The following is a 15,435-nucleotide window of genomic DNA, read 5'->3' on the forward strand; positions in this document are numbered from 1 at the left end:
CTGCCCCTCAGAAGCCGATCATCCGGAACAGTTCATCCGCCATGCGCCGACCATGTCTGGCCATGTTCGACTCTGTCTGGGTGAGGATCTCGTACTTGATTCCAGTGGTGGGATCGACCGCGTCGACCCCTCTGTGTTTCCACTGCAGGTGCGGGAACTCTTCCTTCAGTTGAGTGTGCACATAACGCCCCCGCGCCTCTGCCTCCAGGAGATTCGCCTTCCAGTACTCACCTTTGGCTCTGGCGGTCTCAGCCCAGAGCCGCGGAGAAGAGAGGGTACCCTGCCGCACCCTTGTTCTCAGGGATCAGGTCGTCGAGGTGCCCGGCTCGCGCAGCCCGGTCAGGAACCAGGTCTTCACCCGGCCGATGCTCTTCATCTCCGTCTCCCCGCGCGGCTCGAAGGTGAAGCGATCCTGCAGCGCCTGCCGGGTCGCCTCCCGCACGTGGATGCGACCCGCCACTCCGTGGGACTCCAGTCGACTGGCCATGTTCACCGTGTCGCCCCACAAGTCGTAGGCGAACTTGCGCGTGCCGATGATGCCCGCCACCACCGGTCCGCTGTGCATCCCGATCCGCAGGTCCAACGACGTGCCCAGCACCTGGTTCAGCCGCTGGATGGCCTCCATCATCTGGAGCGCCATCCGCGCCATCACCTCGAGGTGATCGCCGCGCGGCGCCGGGACTCCCGCCACCACCATGTACGCATCCCCGATCGTCTTGATCTTCTCCAGCCCGTAGCGCTCCGTCAGGGCGTCGAACTCCGTGAACACCTGCCCCAGGATCTCCACCACGTGCTCGGGCGGCAGCAGCATCGACCAGCGCGTGAAGTCCACCAGATCCGCGAACAGCACCGTCACGTCCTCGAACCGCTCGGCGATCGCCTGCTCCCCCTTCTTGAGCCGCTCGACGATGGAGTGGGGCAGGATGTTGAGCAGCAGCCGCTCGGAGCGCTGGGTGGCCTCGGACAGCTCCTGGGTCCGCTCGGTGATGCGCGCCTCCAGCAGCCGGTTCGCATCCCTCAGCTGCGTGTCCAGCAGGGCCTGCGTCACCCGCGCCGCCGTCATGGACGCCACCGTCGTGAGGATGTGCAGGTGCTCCTCCGTGAAGAACCCCTCCCTCGAGTGCTCCGAGTCCAGCACTCCGATCACCGCCCCCTGCGAGAAGATGGGCAGCGCCAGCTCCGACAGCCGCGCCTGATCGTCCTGGATGTAGCGCGGATCCTTCCGGGTGTCGGAGATGAGCTCCGCCCGCCCCGTCAGCGCCACCGTGCCGACGATCCCCGCCCCCGGCTTGATGAGGATGGGCGCCAGGATCTCCCGCTCCCGGGGATTCTTCGGCCCGAAGGCCGCTCGCTGCACGAGGTTCTCGCGCCGCTCGTCGAACAGGTAGATGACGCAGTCCTCCAGCCCCAGGTGGGCCACCGCCCCCTGCGCCACCTCCCACAGGATGTCGTCCACGTCCGTCTGCGACTGGAGCAGCGACGCGGCCAGGTGGTTGATGACATCCAGGCTGCGCGCCTTGGCCTCCAGCTCGCGGACACGCCGCTCCAGCGCCCGCTTCTCGTCCTGGAGCGGAGCCGTCTCGGAGGTGGGGCTGTCTGGCGAAACTGGAGGGCGAGACATACGGCTGACACATCGTCTCACTTCAACCCGGCTCTCCGCCATTCGGCACGGACCAGGGAAATCCCCACCCCCGACTCGCGCTCCCTACCGGGGGACGACGATGGGCAGGTCCTTCATCATCCAGATGTCGTGATCCACGTACGGCTGCGTGCTGTCCTGGTACGACCAGAACAGCGTGAGCTGCCCCGGAGTACCCTGAAGGACAGGGTGGGGCTCCACGTCGTAGCGCGTGGGGGTGGCGGTGATGCGCGTCGCCTGCGACCACTGCAGCCCGTCCGTGCTGGTGCGGTAGTACAGATCGAACGCATCCGAGCCGGACTGCTCGATGTACGTCACCACCACCGTGCTGTCCTCCAGCGTGATCGGCACGGAGTCGTGGCTGTTGGCGCCCGCCGACAGCACCGAGGCCGGGCCGCTCCAGTCGTACGGATCATGGGAGGCCTTGGAGTAGAGCTCGAGCCTCCCGCCTGAAGCAGTCACCTGGTAGGTGATCACGTAGAGCCCGTCATGGTCGCGCCGGGTGATGCGGGGCAGGGCCGCGTTGCCCTCGCTCACCTGCGTCCGCAGCGTGTCCCAGGTGGCTCCTCCATCCAGCGAGCGGGCGATGAAGCTGGGGCCGTTGAGGCGGTGGTACGCCATCGTCAGGGAGTTGCCGACGTCCCGGATGACCGTGGGGTTGATCTCCGCGTTGGCGCTCCAGCCCAGGTTGAGAGGGCCCCGCGGAATCCAGAGCCGGCCGTTCGTCGAGGTGGCGCGGTGGATGCGGTAGACGCCGCCGCCCTCCACCACCAGGTAGAACACCGCGAAGCTGCCATCCGCCAGCTGCACCAGCGCGGGGTGGCGCTCGTTGAGCGCGCTGCCCACGATCACCCGCGGCTCGGACCAGGTGGTGCCCCCATCCCGAGACGTCGTGAGGTAGAGATCGCCCGAGTTTCCTGCCCCCAGGCGCTCGATGACGACCATCAGATCTCCCGAGGGCAGGCGCAGCGGCGAGGGCTGATAGTCCAGGTGGGAGCCGTTGTAGATGGGCCCGCTCGTCTGCGCTCCCGCCGGGCCCCCCACCAGCCCCAGCCCCAGGAGCATCAGCCCCACTGCCTGCATCAGCCTCGTCATGATCGTGATTCCTCTGTGTTCATCCGGGTTCAGCAACTACCACGGATATTTTATGGTCCCGGTATGAGTCCTCCATCTCCACGGCGCGGGCTGGCCGCCGAGGCACGCAGGCTGGTCGAGGATGAGCGCCGCTCACACAACTGGAAGCGCTGGGGGCCCTACCTCTCCGAGCGCCAGTGGGGCACCGTTCGCGAGGACTATTCCGCCGACGGTACGAGCTGGACGGACTTTCCGCATGAGGCCGCCCGCAGCCGCGCCTACCGCTGGGGAGAGGACGGGCTGCTGGGCATCACGGATCGGCAGTGCCGGCTGTGCTTCTCGCTGGCGCTGTGGAACGAGAAGGATCCCTTCCTCAAGGAGCGCCTCTTCGGGCTCACCGGGCCCCAGGGCAACCATGGCGAGGACGTGAAGGAGGAGTACTTCTACCTCGACTCCACGCCGACCCACTCGTACCTCAAGGCGCTCTACAAGTATCCGCAGGCCGAGTTCCCCTACGCCCGCCTCATCGCGGAGAACCGGCGCCGGGGCCGCGAGGAGCCCGAGTTCGAGCTGGCCGACACGGGCATCTTCGACGACCGCCGCTACTTCGACGTCTTCGCCGAGTACGCCAAGGCGAGTCCCGAGGATCTCCTCATCCGCGTCACCGTGGCCAACCGGGGCCCCGAGCCGGCGCGCATCCACGTGCTGCCCACGTTCTGGTTCCGCAACACCTGGGCCTGGGGTCGGCAGGGCGAGGGCTACTGGTCCAAGCCCCACATGTCCACCGTGGGCGAGGACGGCATCCTCGCCGAGCAGGACTCGCTCGGGCGCTACCGGCTCCACGCCCAGGCGCCGACGGGCGGAGCACGCCCCGAGCGCCTCTTCACCGAGAACGAGACGAACCTCCAGCGGCTCTACAAGGTGCCCAACCGCGCGCCCTACGTGAAGGACGCCTTCCACGACGCCATCGTCCACGGGCGCAGGGACGCGGTGAACCCGGAGCGCGTGGGCACCAAGGCCGCCTTCCACTACACGCTCGAGGTGCCCGCGGGCGGCTCCGTGCTGCTCTCGCTGCGCCTGTTCTCCGAGGCCGAGGCGCCGCGCGAGCTGTTCGGCGCGTCCTTCGATCGCACCTTCGAGCAGCGCATCTCCGAGGCCGACGCGTTCTACGCCAGCCGCGTGCCGCACACGCTGCCGGAGGAGGAGCGGCGGGTGGCCCGGCAGGCCTACGCGGGCCTGCTCTGGGGCAAGCAGTTCTACCACTACGCCGTGCAGCCCTGGCTGGAGGGAGATCCCAGCGCGCCGCCTCCGCCCGCCTCGCGCCTGCAGGGCCGCAACCGGGAGTGGGGCCACCTCTACAACCGCGACATCATCTCCATGCCGGACAAGTGGGAGTACCCCTGGTACGCGGCGTGGGATGTCGCGTTCCACATGATCCCGTTCGCCCGTGTGGATCCGCTCTTCGCCAAGGAGCAGCTCGTGCTGTTCCTGCGCGAGTGGTACATGCACCCCAACGGCCAGCTGCCCGCGTACGAGTTCGAGTTCTCGGACGTCAACCCGCCCGTGCACGCCTGGGCCTGCTGGCGCGTCTACAAGATGACGGGCTCGCAGGGGAAGCGGGACAGCCTCTTCCTCAAGCGCGTCTTCCACAAGCTGCTGCTCAACTTCACCTGGTGGGTGAACCGCAAGGACCTGCACGGCCGCAACCTCTTCTCGGGAGGCTTCCTCGGCCTGGACAACATCGGCGTCTTCGATCGCTCCAAGCCGCTGCCCACCGGCGGCCACCTGCTCCAGGCCGACGGCACCGCGTGGATGGCCTTCTTCTGCACCACCATGCTCTCCATGGCCCTCGAGCTGGCCCAGGAGGACCCCGCCTACGAGGACATCGCCTCCAAGTTCTTCGAGCACTTCGTCGCCATCGTCGACGCGATGAACCACCTGGGCGGCTCCGGCCTCTGGGAGGAGGAGGACGGCTTCTACTATGACCACCTGTGGCTGAACGGCGGCGACGTCCCGCTCCGCGTGCGCTCCATGGTGGGGCTGGTGCCGCTCTTCGCCGCCGAGGTGCTGTCGGATCGGCTCATCGAGCGCCTGCCCGGCTTCGCTCGCCGCCTGCGCTGGTTCCTGGAGAACCGGGCGGACCTGGCGCAGAACACCTCCTATATGGCCGCCCCGGAGCGCGGCGGGGCAGGGGGGCACCGGCTGCTGGCCATCCCCTCCAAGGAGCGGCTGCTCCGGGTGCTCCGGCGCGTGCTGGATCCGCGCGAGTTCCTCTCGGACTACGGCGTCCGCTCGCTGTCCCGCGTCCACGCGGAGGAGCCCTTCGTCTTCCGGGTGGGCCACGAGGAGCACCGCGTGGCCTACGTGCCCGGCGAGTCCGACAGCGGGATGTTCGGAGGCAACTCCAACTGGCGCGGGCCCGTGTGGTTCCCCCTCAACTACCTGCTCATCGAGGCGCTGGAGCGCTACCACCACTTCCATGGAGACAGCCTCCAGGTGGAGTGTCCCACCGGCTCCGGGCGGATGATGACGCTGGCCGAGGTGGCGCGAGAGCTGTCCTCCCGGCTGTGCCGCATCTTCATGCCCGACGGCACGGGCCGCCGCCCCTGCCACGGTGATGACCGCCGCTTCGCGGAGGATCCGGACTGGCGCGAGCTGGTGCTCTTCTACGAGTACTTCCACGGAGACAGCGGCCGGGGGCTCGGCGCCTCGCACCAGACGGGGTGGACGGCGCTGGTCGTCCAGAGCCTCGCGGACGCCCACCGGTCGCTCGGCTGAGTCAGGCCGAGGTCCGGTGTGGCAGGGCCTTTGCTGCTCGCCTCAGAGGTTCTTGTCGGTCCCCGGCTGCTTGTCGGGAACAGGCATGCGCGCCGCCTCGAACTCCGCGGTGCGACGCCGGGCGGTGCGGAAGATCGTCGTGCAGCTGGCGCAGCGCAGGCGGACCATGCTCCCCGGAGTGATGGCGCTCCTGCTGGCGGGCTCGCGCAGATCCGCGTCCTCCAGCCGGCCGCGACACAGCGGGCAGGCATCTCCCGCGCTGGCTCGCACCGCCGGATCGCGCAGCCGGCGCCAGCGCTCCAGCGCGTCGGGCGTCCAGGCCAGCGCGCAGTACACGTGGTCATGCCACGAGGACTCGCCGTACTCGTTCTCGATGTGCAGCCCGAGCTCGCGGCGGAACAGCGAGACGATGTTGGCCTCCGGGCTCATGCCTCGCGCCGCCACCCGGTGGCCCTCGAGGAAGCAGGTGCCGTAGCCGTCCACTCCCAGGATGCAGCGCGCCAGGGCCCAGAAGGGGTGCAGCACCCGCTGCGCTGGCGGCGCCAGCGTGTCCAGCCCCGGCACGTCGTCGATCAGCTGCATGTCGCCGCCAAAGCCGATGCGCGCCTCGCTGTCGCCGCGCGACACGGAGAGCGTCCGACGCCCACGGCCGAAGCTGATCGCGGCGGCCTCGTCCTCGTCGTGGATCAGCGCCACGCCCGCGCAGAAGTCCCAGGCCTCCGGGAACTCGGGGTGGTGGTTGAGGCTGAACGGGACACAGACCAGTCTCCCCGACGACACCGGCGGGCGGGGCAGGGCGGCCACATCGTCCTCCCTCGCCCGTCCCCAGCTCAGATCGGGACCGCCGAAGTAGAGGGACTCGAAGCGCAGCGCCGCGCTCTGCAGCCTCCCGAGGATCTCCCGAGACTGCTTGCCCGTGTCGTCACGCTGCGCGGCGCCCAGTTGCGCGGCGCGCCGGACGAGCGCCTCGGTGAATGACTCCGTCCATTGCTGAATGGCCGAGCGTTTCATGGGGCGTCGATAGGGCTGAGCTTCACGGCTGTAGTAAAAAGCATGTCCTTCCTGAAAATCAAGTTTTGCCGCCCACAGGTGTTGTCCTGCTTTCCAAAGAAGGAAACGGTTGGCGAGACTGGACGTTCCCGAGCCTCGCTCGGCGGCCCGTGGCGACCGTCCATCGCCCGCCGGCGACCGTCCGGGAGGCCTGGAGCCTGGGCCCTTGGTGGATGCGGCAGCCTCGCTCCATGACCTGCCGCCCTGCCCTGGCAGCGGCGCTTCGTGGAGCCTCTCATGCGTTTGCCATCCCTGCTCTGGACGGGCCTGCTCGCTCTCGCGCTCGAAGCCAGCCGCCCGGAGCCCCGGGGGCCGGGCCTTCCGAAGGCTCCCTCGGAGCAGGGCTCGGGGACGGCCGCCTCCGTCTCCAGCGCGGCGCCCACGGGCTCGGGGCGCTTCCAGATCCCCGCCGAGCCCCAGCGCCCGGGCGATCCGAAGGCCGGCTACGACACCCTGGTGAATGGTGGGTACGTGAGCTGTGGCGTCCCCTGGTCCATCTTCCGCATGGCCATGGGGGATGCGCCCGCGAGCCTGCGGCTCAAGGGCCGGCGTGGCCACAACGCGCGGCTCTCCTATGAGGTGACGGCGCTGAAGACGCCCCGAGGCGTGGAGGTGGTGACGGCCAACTGCCTGGGCTGCCACGCCACGCCCACGGAGAAGGGCGTCCTCATCGGGCTGGGCAACTCCTCATTGGATCTCACCGAGGACTTCTCGACCTTCGCGATGGCCGCGGGCCTCCTGGTGAAGGATGCGGACGAGCTGGCCGAGTGGTGGCGCTGGTCCTCGCGCATCCGCGCCGTGAGCCCCTACACGCGGCCGGACACCATCGGGGCCAACCCTGCCGACAACCTGGCCGCGGTGCTCGCGGCCCACCGCGACCCCGAGACGCTCGAGTGGTCGAGCACGCCGCTGCTGGCGCTGCCTCCGCGCGAGCCGGTGCCCGCGGACGTGCCCGCCTGGTGGCTGCTGCGAAAGAAGAACGCCATGTTCCACACGGGCATCGGCCGGGGAGACCACGCCCGGCTGATGATGTCCGCGTCCATGCTCTGCACCGACAGCGTGGAGGAGGCCGAGCGAATCGACAGCCAGTTCGACGACGTGCGGGCCTATCTGACGACGCTGCGTCCTCCTCCGTATCCGCACCCCATCGATTCCAAGCTCGCCGCCGAGGGGCGCGATGTCTTCGAGGCCTTCTGCTCCGAGTGCCACGGCACCTACGGCGCCAAGGAGTCCTATCCCAACCTCATCATCCCGCTGGAGGAGGTGGGCACCGATCCGCTGCTGTGGCAGTCCACCGCGCGCGAGGGCGTGCCGATGGTGGAGTGGTTCAACCGCTCATTCTATGGACGCACGGCGCGGCTGGTGCCCGGGCCGGGCTACGTGGCGCCGCCGCTGGATGGCATCTGGGCCACCGCGCCCTATCTGCACAACGGCTCGGTGCCCACGCTGGAGGCCCTGCTCGACAGCCGCAAGCGCCCCGCCTGGTGGCGCCGCTCCTTCAGCCGCCGCGAGTTCGATCCCGTCGCGCTCGGGTGGAAGCACCAGGTCCTCTCACACGGCAAGGCCGCCGAGCCCAACCCCACCATCCGTAAGCGCATCTACGACACGACCCTCCCTGGGTACTCCAACCACGGTCACCGCTTTGGTGATGAACTGTCGGATTACCAACGCCATGTCTTGAAGGAGTATCTTAAGACGCTGTAAAATGGTAGTTAGGGCGGAACCAACGGCGGGCGATGTCAGCCCGCGATGTTGGCTCATTTAAGGTCGGGCAGGACATCTCCTCGCTGGGAACCATTTGGGCCGCCAGGGGGGCTCCTGCGCTTTCTACATTCCTTACTCTGCGCGTGACTGAGATCACCGTGGGTCAGATACCCGGGAGGGACGGGCATATGTTCAGGTTACAGTGTGGGCGTAATCTTCTATCAGTATTGTTTTCGGTCGTCATCACTTCCAGCATTTCGTGTGGTGGCTCGGAGGTGCGTTCGGCGGATGCGTCGGCGCCCCAGGCCTCGGCCATGTCCCCCGCGCCGGCGCCGTTCGATGTGGAGGCGGTGATCCGGCAGGTGCACTTCGCCTATCGGCCGGAGCAGAACGGCTGGCAGGGCGGCCACTCGAGCTATGAGGTCCACGCGGACCCCCGGGGAGGACTCACCCTCACACCGGTCCACACCCGGCTGGAGGAGTCCGAGAAGCCGGAGCTGCTCGAGTCCGGCGAGCCGGTGTCGCCCCCGACGGTGGAGCTCGAGACGGGTGCGCCGCTCTTCCTGGGCGCCGCGCAGGTGATGCGCGGGGACACGACCGTGAGCGCGGACGAGCCGCAGGGCCTGGTGGAGGGGGACGGGCACCTGAGCTTCAGCCACGGCTCGGTCGTCGAGCACCTGCGCAACGATGAGGAGGGCGTCGAGCAGTCCTGGCACTTCGCCTCGGCCCCGGATGGCCAGGGCGAGCTGCACGTGTCGCTTCCGGTGACGGGGCTCGTCTTCGCGCGCACGACCGAGCAGGGCCTGCACTTCACGGATGCCCGGACGGGTATGGGGTTCCGGTATGGCCACGGCACGTGGGTGGACGGGCAGGGGCGGCGCACCGCGGTCCCGGCCGAGTTCTCCCAGGGCCGGATTCGGATGAGCGTTCCCGAGCAGGTGCTGGCCTCGGCCGCGTTCCCCGCGAGGCTGGAGGCCAAGGTCACCTACGAGATGATCATCGACGGGCAGCTGGTGGCCGCGGACCTGGCCGTGAGGAGCTTCCCGGCGCTGGCCTTCAACGGGACGAACTACCTGCTCGCCTGGCGCAACACGCGCGGTGGCCTGTACAACATCTATGCGACGCGCGTCTCGAGCACCGGCACCATCCTGGACGAGCCGGGCCTCGTGGTGAGCACGGGGCCGGGGAACTCGGCGGATCCCCAGGTGGCCAGCAACGGGACGGACTTCTACGTGGTCTGGTCGCAGTTCCAGGGTGAGACGTGGTCGGTGCGGGGCACGGTCGTCTCCAGCGAGGGGGTCGTGGCGGAGCCGGGCGGCCGGCGCCTCTCCGCGGCCGTGGGCTCGGAGAACTGGCCGCACGTGGCGTCCGACGGGAGGAACTACCTGGCCACCTGGTACACGAGCGGCGCGGACGGCACGTCCAACGTCTACGCGCGGCGCGTCTCGAGCACGGGCCAGGTTCTGGACACCGCGGACATCCCCATCGCCACCGGCGAGGGCTACGACGAGACGTCTCCCGTGGTGGCCTCGAACCGCTCGGTCTATCTGGTCGCGTGGAGCGACGAGCGCGGCGGCTCCTCCCGCGCCTACGCCACCCGCGTGTCGAGCGATGGCGTGGTGCTGGACCCGCCGGGCGGCTTCGCCCTGTCGGGCAGCTCCCTCCAGTACGTGCAGGCGGTGGCCTCCAACGGGACGAACTTCCTGGCCGTGTGGCTGGACTACCGCAACACGGGCAGCCGGGATCTCTACGCCTCGCGCGTGACGGCCGATGGCGCGGTGGTGGATGGCGCGGGGCTCGTCGTGGCCACCACCCGCTCCATCTCCGAGTCGTATGCCTCCGTGGCCTCGAACGGGACGGACTACCTGGTGGCCTGGACGGCGTGGAACACCGCCAGCTCGACCTTCCAGAACCTGGGCTGCCGCATCCTGGCCTCGGCTGTTGGCACCAGCCCCGTGCTGGACACCACCAGCCTCGTCCTCTCTCCGAACGCGAGCCACAAGCACCCCGTCATTGCGCCGGCCGGCTCCGACTACCTGGTGGCCTGGGATGGCACCAGCACGGCGACGACCGACCTCTATAGCGCTCGGGTCTCCGCGTCGGGGACGGTGACCGCGGGCGGCGGCTTCCCGCTCAAGACCGTCTCCGCCCTGTACCAGGCCGAGCCGGTGGTGGCCTCCAACGGCACCAACTACCTCGTCGTCTGGACGGAGACGGGCGGGGGGACCATCAAGATCCAGGGCGCTCGGGTCTCTCGCGAGGGAGGCGTGCTGGACATGCACGGCCTGCGGCTGACGACGGCGGCCCGCGAGCGGCAGGCCCCGGCGGTGAGCTCCAACGGGACGGACTACCTCGTCACGTGGATGGACTACCGCGAGGGCAACTGGGACATCTACGGTGGGCGCGTGCTCGGCTCGGGGCCTGCCGCCAGCGCCGTGCTGGATCCGAACGGCTTCATCATTTCGGCGGACCCGGCCTTCCAGAACTTCCCGGCGGTGGGCTCCAACGGGAAGGACTACCTCGTGGTCTGGCGGCGGGACGCGACGGGCCGGGGGGATGTCCATGGCGCCCGGGTGGCGAACACGGGCGCGGTGCTGGATCCCGCCGGCATCGCCATCTCCACCAACCCGGTGGAGCACTACACGCCGCGGGTGGCCTTCAACGGGACCCACTACCTCACCGTGTGGGCCGAGTACCAGAGCGCCACGTCCTGGGACATCCACGGGGCCCGGCTGACGAGCGATGGCGTGGTGCTGGACACCAGCCCCCTCATCATCTCCGGCGGGCTGGCGGAGCAGTTCGAGCCGGACGTGGCCTCGAACGGGACGGACTTCTTCGTGGTCTGGACGGACTACCGCTCGCGGACCAACCAGGACATCTATGGAGCGCGGGTGTCCGGGGCCGGCGTGGTGCTGGACAACGCGGGCATCGCGCTGTGCACCGAGTCCGTGCAGCAGTCCTCGCCCCGGGTGGCGTTCGACGGCGCCAACTACGTGGCGGCCTGGGCGGACTTCCGCTGGGACTCGGCCTGGGACGTGTACGCCACCCAGGTGACGGCCGAGGGCACCGTGGGCGCCCCCGACGGCTTCTCGGTCGTGTACAACGCGCGGGAGACCGAGCCGTTCGTGTCCCTGGCCTCCGCCGGTGGCCAGCAGTCCTTCGTCGTGTTCTCGCGCTATGACACGGAGCCGAACCAGGGCAGCCGGCGGGCCCGCGGCAGCTTCTTCTCCTTCGAGACCCCATGATTATGTCGCTCCCCAGCACAGGGACGGCCGGCCGCTGGAGCTGAACTGGATCACCCGGCTGGGCAACGAGGACTTCTCCCGCCTGGTGGACTACCGAGACGAGTTCCAGCCCGGAGCGCGTCGGTTCGACGTGGGCGAGCGCAGCAACTTCCTCCTGGTGCCCATGGCGATCGCCGCCCTGCGCCAGCTGTACGAGTGGGGCGTCGGGTCCATCCAGGAGACGCTGCGGGAGCTGACGCGTCGGGCCGCCCGGGGAGCGGAGGCGCTGGGGCTGGAGGTGGCTCCGGAGGCCAACCGGTCCGGGCACCTCGTGGGCCTGCGCCGTCGCGGAGGCTATCGCTCCGATGTGCCCGCGCGGCTGGCCGCGCGTCAGGTCTACGTCAGTGGGCGGGGAGACAACCTGCGCGTCTCGCCGCACCTGTACAACACCGCCGAGGACGTGGATCGGCTGCTCGAGGCGCTCGCGTCGCTGCGGTGAGCGGCCTACCGGGCCATGTCGAGCTTGATGTGGAAGTTGTAGGACACGCTGACGGGCTTGCCCTGGTACTGCACCGGGCTGTAGCGGCGGGTCTCCAGCGCGGCGAGGACGGCCTCGTTCATGTGCGTCACGCCCTTGATGATGCGGCACTTCTCGACTTCGCCCTCGCGGGTGATGACGCACTTTGCGATGAGGGTGCCGCTGACGTGGGCCTCGCGCGCCTCGCGGGTGTACTCGATGTGAGCTCCGCTCAACAGCCTGGGCGGCGTCATGGTGCCGAAGGAGAAGGGCAGCGTCTCCTCGCCCGTGGGCTCCATGACCGTGGTCATCGCGCCCTTGAGGGCCTCGCAGGTGACGCAGGTGCCACCGGCCAGGCCATCCGGCTTGCCATTGGGATCGTAGGGGAGACCGGTGTCATCGGAAGGCTCGGCCGGCTCATCCTTCGTGGTGGTCGGCTCGACCTCGACCGGTGTTTTCTGGGGGATGACGGTGGGCTGCACCATCGGGTTGGGCCTGGGCTTGGGCTTGGGCTGCTCGGCCACCGCCTTCACGGCGGGAGGGTTGGGGGTGCCGCGCGGCGGGGCGGCGTGCTTGAAGACGACGACGGGGTCCTCGTCCTTCACCTTCTCGGCCACTCCCGCCGAGATGACCATCACCGCGGCGAAGAGTCCCGCGTGCACCAGCAGGGACACTCCCGCGCCCGTCCCGAGACGACGGGCTCTCCACTCTTGCTGATCGATGACCGACTGGAACATGACTGGCCTCCCACAGGCGGGCGCTCCCCACAGGGGCAGGCCGCACCATGCGGCCCTTCACCCGCGTGGGCTGAGGTCCGGAGCGCCCCTGTCCACGCACCCCTCAAGGTAGGGAGGCGAGGCGCTCCGATGGCCGTGGCAGGTCCATCTTTCCGTCATGGTTTCGTCATGGCGTCGATCACCATCCGGTAGCCCACCCCGCGGATGGTGTGGATGGTGAAGCCCGAGGTGCTCGTCCAGCCGAGCTTCTTCTTCAGGTTGGAGACGAAGTTGTCCACCGTGCGCGGGTCCACCACGACGTCCTGGCCCCACACCGTGTCGAGGATCTCCTGCCGGGTGAGGGCTCGGTCCCGGTTGCGGACCAGGTAGGCCAGCAGATCGAACTCGGTGCGCGTCAGCTCGATGGTGCCGCCGTCGCCGCGCGCGAGCGTGCGCTTGCCGAGATCCAGCGAGAAGCCGGCGAAGGCCATCACCTGGGGAGGCGGGGTGCCGGCCCGGCGCACGAGCGCTCGCACGCGCAGGAGCAGCTCCCGCAGCCGGTAGGGCTTGGTCAGGTAGTCCTGCGCGCCGGCCTCGAAGCCGCGGACGATGTCGTCCTCCAGCGTGCGCGCGGTGAGCATCATCACCATGCTCTGCACGCCCGCGGCGCGCAGCCTCCGGCACAGCGAGTAGCCGTCCTCGCCGGGGAGCATCACGTCCAGGATGAGCAGATCGAAGGTGCGGCCGTTCAGCAGCGCCTCGGCCTCGCGGGCGTTGGAGGTGGCGGCCACGTCGTAGCCCTCGTCCTGGAGGTTGTCCCGGAGGCCGACCCGGAGGTGGGCGTCGTCCTCGACGATGAGGATGGAGGGGCGGGTGGAGGGCGGCGGGCTCTGGGTCGTCATCGGTCCGGCTCGGGAAAGGTCAGCGCGAAGGTGGTTCCCTGGGGGGTGGAGGCGGCGATGCGGAGCTCGCCCCCGTGCACATGCATGATCCTGCGGCAGAGCGCGAGTCCCAGCCCGCTGCCGTGCACCTCGGGGCCGGGTTGTGTCAGCCGGTAGAAGTCCTGGAAGACGTTCTCCCACTCGCTCTCGGGGATGCCGATGCCGTTGTCCGTGAACAGCACCGTGCAGCCCAGGCCCGGAGGCGCGTGGACGCGCACGGAGATCTCCACGGGGTTGCGCTGGTTGTAGGCGCAGGCGTTGCGGCCCAGGTTGGACAGCAGCAGGCGCAGCAGGGAGGGATCGGCCCGCAGCTCCACGTCCCCCACCTCCGCCTCGAGCCGCACCGGGACGCTCGTGGCGCTGGAGAGATCCGCGCGAAGCGTGCCGATGAGCTCCTCCATCCTCACCTGGGAGAGCCTGGGCACCCAGCGGCCCTTGTCGATGCGGTTGAAGGACAGGATGTTCTCGACGAGGAAGTGCAGCCCGTCGGTGGCCTGGAGGATGCGGGCCGGGTAGTCCCGCACCTCGGGAGAGCCGCCCGCGCGCATCTCCAGCGTCTCGGCCAGCAGCCGGATGGAGGCCAGCGGGGTGCGCAGCTCGTGCGAGACGGTGGCCACGAAGTCGCTCTTGAGCTCCAGGAAGCGGTACTTGCGGTGCTGCGCCAGCCCGGCCAGCACCACGATGGCCACCGCGAGCGCCCCGCAGATGGCCACCAGCATCGTCTTCAGCCGGTAGCGCTGGACGATGGCCTCCTCCTCGGCGGCCCAGTGGGGGACGAGCGCGGTGACCTCGAGGGTGGAGAGGGGCTGCACCGCGTCCGTCTGGCCCAGGCGCACCCGGTCATCCTTGCCGAGCAGCTCCCGCTCGCGCATCTCCAGCGTCACCTCCTGGAGGAGCTCCTCCGGCTCGATGGCGATGCCCCGGACGAGCTCGCCGCTCGGCTCCAGGTACCAGCGCTCGCCGATGAGGGTGGGCTCGGAGAGGTTGCTCGGCAGCACGATGGCGCCCGTGCCCAGCTCCTGCACCCGTGAGGTGAAGTCCTCGACGGGCTCGCCGAGCCGGAGGCTGAGCTCGCGGATGCGCTCGTACAGGAAGTTGAAGTCGGCCTGGGTGAAGCGCTGGCACTCGCGCAGCAGATCCCGCTGCAGCCCGGCGGCATAGGCCGTACCGCCGAACTCATCCGCCAGCCCGCCCCGGAGCAGCCCGCGGATCAGCGGCTGGGTGGCTTCCTCATAGAGGAGCCGCTCCACCAGGGCCAGGGTGAAGGGGAGCTCCTCCGTCGCGGGCAGCGGGTGCTCGGCGCGGTAGCGCAGCAGCTCCTCCATGCGAGCCACCGCGCGCGCCTCCTTCCCCGCCGCGAAGTCGGCCTCCACCGAGCGCAGCAGCTCCAGCCGCCGCTGCCACGGCCCCGGTGTCGACAGGCCCGAAAGGCCGTTGACGATCTCGTCATGGAGCGTCGCGGCGGGGCCTCTCCAGCCGGGCCGGGGCCGGGGGAGCCGGGGCAGGAACTGGTACTCGCGGAACAGCAGGTAGAGCCCGTCGGCCTGGACGAGCGGATCCTCCACGGCCTGGTTGATGTGGAGGATGTTCGAGGCCAGCCGCTGCTTCAGCTTCTGCCGCAGGGACTCCGCGCCGTAGCGCTCGAGCTCGTCGTGGTGGGCGCGCAGCTGCGCGCGGGCATCGTCGGTCTCCTGGGCGAAGAGGCGCTGCAGGCTCACCAGGCCCCAGCCGAGCGCCAGGAGGCCGATTCCGAGTGCCACGAGCGTGGGAAGGAGCCGACGCAGCATCTGCC

The 15,435-nt window shown here is 69.4% G+C and carries 10 protein-coding genes and 1 pseudogene; 4 read left to right on the forward strand and 7 right to left on the reverse strand.

Annotated features, from left to right (window positions below; genetic code table 11):
- Positions 1 to 7: 7 nt before the first annotated feature.
- The 3 genes and pseudogenes from KY572_RS38540 to KY572_RS38550 all read right to left on the reverse strand — a co-directional run.
- A pseudogene (locus KY572_RS38540) lies at positions 8 to 244 on the reverse strand (AHH domain-containing protein); the annotation flags it as partial.
- A gap of 60 nt (positions 245 to 304) precedes the next feature.
- On the reverse strand, positions 305 to 1,621 hold the full coding sequence (locus KY572_RS38545) for an adenylate/guanylate cyclase domain-containing protein (protein WP_263452341.1): 1,317 nt from the start codon (positions 1,619 to 1,621) through the stop codon (positions 305 to 307).
- An 84-nt stretch (positions 1,622 to 1,705) separates the two neighbouring features.
- Positions 1,706 to 2,734, reverse strand: a complete 1,029-nt coding sequence (locus KY572_RS38550; RefSeq protein WP_224248723.1) for an exo-alpha-sialidase — start codon at positions 2,732 to 2,734, stop codon at positions 1,706 to 1,708.
- Between the two features lie 63 nt (positions 2,735 to 2,797).
- On the opposite strand from KY572_RS38550, the gene KY572_RS38555 reads away from it, so the two are divergent.
- Entirely contained in the window at positions 2,798 to 5,491 is a 2,694-nt protein-coding gene (locus KY572_RS38555; RefSeq protein ID WP_224248724.1) for an MGH1-like glycoside hydrolase domain-containing protein, read from the forward strand.
- 42 nt (positions 5,492 to 5,533) lie between these two features.
- Here KY572_RS38555 and KY572_RS38560 read toward each other — a convergent pair whose 3' ends face one another.
- On the reverse strand, positions 5,534 to 6,502 hold the full coding sequence (locus KY572_RS38560) for a hypothetical protein (RefSeq protein ID WP_224248725.1): 969 nt from the start codon (positions 6,500 to 6,502) through the stop codon (positions 5,534 to 5,536).
- Between the two features lie 276 nt (positions 6,503 to 6,778).
- Between KY572_RS38560 and KY572_RS38565 the strand changes: the two genes are divergently transcribed.
- The 3 genes from KY572_RS38565 to KY572_RS38575 all read left to right on the forward strand — a co-directional run bounded on the left by KY572_RS38565 (position 6,779) and on the right by KY572_RS38575 (position 11,968).
- The gene (locus tag KY572_RS38565) at positions 6,779 to 8,245 is read left to right on the forward strand and encodes a c-type cytochrome (RefSeq protein ID WP_224248726.1); all 1,467 of its coding nucleotides are present in this window, start codon (positions 6,779 to 6,781) and stop codon (positions 8,243 to 8,245) included.
- A 275-nt stretch (positions 8,246 to 8,520) separates the two neighbouring features.
- The gene (locus KY572_RS38570; protein WP_224248727.1) at positions 8,521 to 11,490 is read left to right on the forward strand and encodes a hypothetical protein; all 2,970 of its coding nucleotides are present in this window, start codon (positions 8,521 to 8,523) and stop codon (positions 11,488 to 11,490) included.
- An 85-nt stretch (positions 11,491 to 11,575) separates the two neighbouring features.
- Complete coding sequence (locus tag KY572_RS38575) at positions 11,576 to 11,968, forward strand: aminotransferase class V-fold PLP-dependent enzyme (RefSeq protein ID WP_224248728.1); 393 nt, start codon at positions 11,576 to 11,578, stop codon at positions 11,966 to 11,968.
- Positions 11,969 to 11,973: 5 nt separating this feature from the next.
- Here the strand turns inward: KY572_RS38575 and KY572_RS38580 are convergent, their stop codons facing one another.
- The 3 genes from KY572_RS38580 to KY572_RS38590 all read right to left on the reverse strand — a co-directional run bounded on the left by KY572_RS38580 (position 11,974) and on the right by KY572_RS38590 (position 15,430).
- Positions 11,974 to 12,723, reverse strand: a complete 750-nt coding sequence (locus tag KY572_RS38580; RefSeq protein ID WP_224248729.1) for an energy transducer TonB — start codon at positions 12,721 to 12,723, stop codon at positions 11,974 to 11,976.
- Between the two features lie 155 nt (positions 12,724 to 12,878).
- Entirely contained in the window at positions 12,879 to 13,604 is a 726-nt protein-coding gene (locus KY572_RS38585; protein ID WP_224248730.1) for a response regulator transcription factor, read from the reverse strand.
- On the reverse strand, positions 13,601 to 15,430 hold the full coding sequence (locus KY572_RS38590) for a sensor histidine kinase (RefSeq protein WP_224248731.1): 1,830 nt from the start codon (positions 15,428 to 15,430) through the stop codon (positions 13,601 to 13,603). Before KY572_RS38590 ends, KY572_RS38585 begins: the two co-directional genes overlap by 4 nt.
- Positions 15,431 to 15,435: the final 5 nt, after the last annotated feature.

This window comes from Hyalangium gracile (genome assembly GCF_020103725.1).
Classification (GTDB): domain Bacteria; phylum Myxococcota; class Myxococcia; order Myxococcales; family Myxococcaceae; genus Hyalangium; species Hyalangium gracile.

Coding starts and splice junctions, on each gene's coding strand:
- KY572_RS38545 (WP_263452341.1), bottom strand. CDS start 1,621: ATGTCTCGCCCTCCAGTTTCGCCAGACAGCCCCACCTCCGAGACGGCT.
- KY572_RS38550 (WP_224248723.1), bottom strand. CDS start 2,734: ATGACGAGGCTGATGCAGGCAGTGGGGCTGATGCTCCTGGGGCTGGGG.
- KY572_RS38555 (WP_224248724.1), top strand. CDS start 2,798: ATGAGTCCTCCATCTCCACGGCGCGGGCTGGCCGCCGAGGCACGCAGG.
- KY572_RS38560 (WP_224248725.1), bottom strand. CDS start 6,502: ATGAAACGCTCGGCCATTCAGCAATGGACGGAGTCATTCACCGAGGCG.
- KY572_RS38565 (WP_224248726.1), top strand. CDS start 6,779: ATGCGTTTGCCATCCCTGCTCTGGACGGGCCTGCTCGCTCTCGCGCTC.
- KY572_RS38580 (WP_224248729.1), bottom strand. CDS start 12,723: ATGTTCCAGTCGGTCATCGATCAGCAAGAGTGGAGAGCCCGTCGTCTC.
- KY572_RS38585 (WP_224248730.1), bottom strand. CDS start 13,604: ATGACGACCCAGAGCCCGCCGCCCTCCACCCGCCCCTCCATCCTCATC.
- KY572_RS38590 (WP_224248731.1), bottom strand. CDS start 15,430: ATGCTGCGTCGGCTCCTTCCCACGCTCGTGGCACTCGGAATCGGCCTC.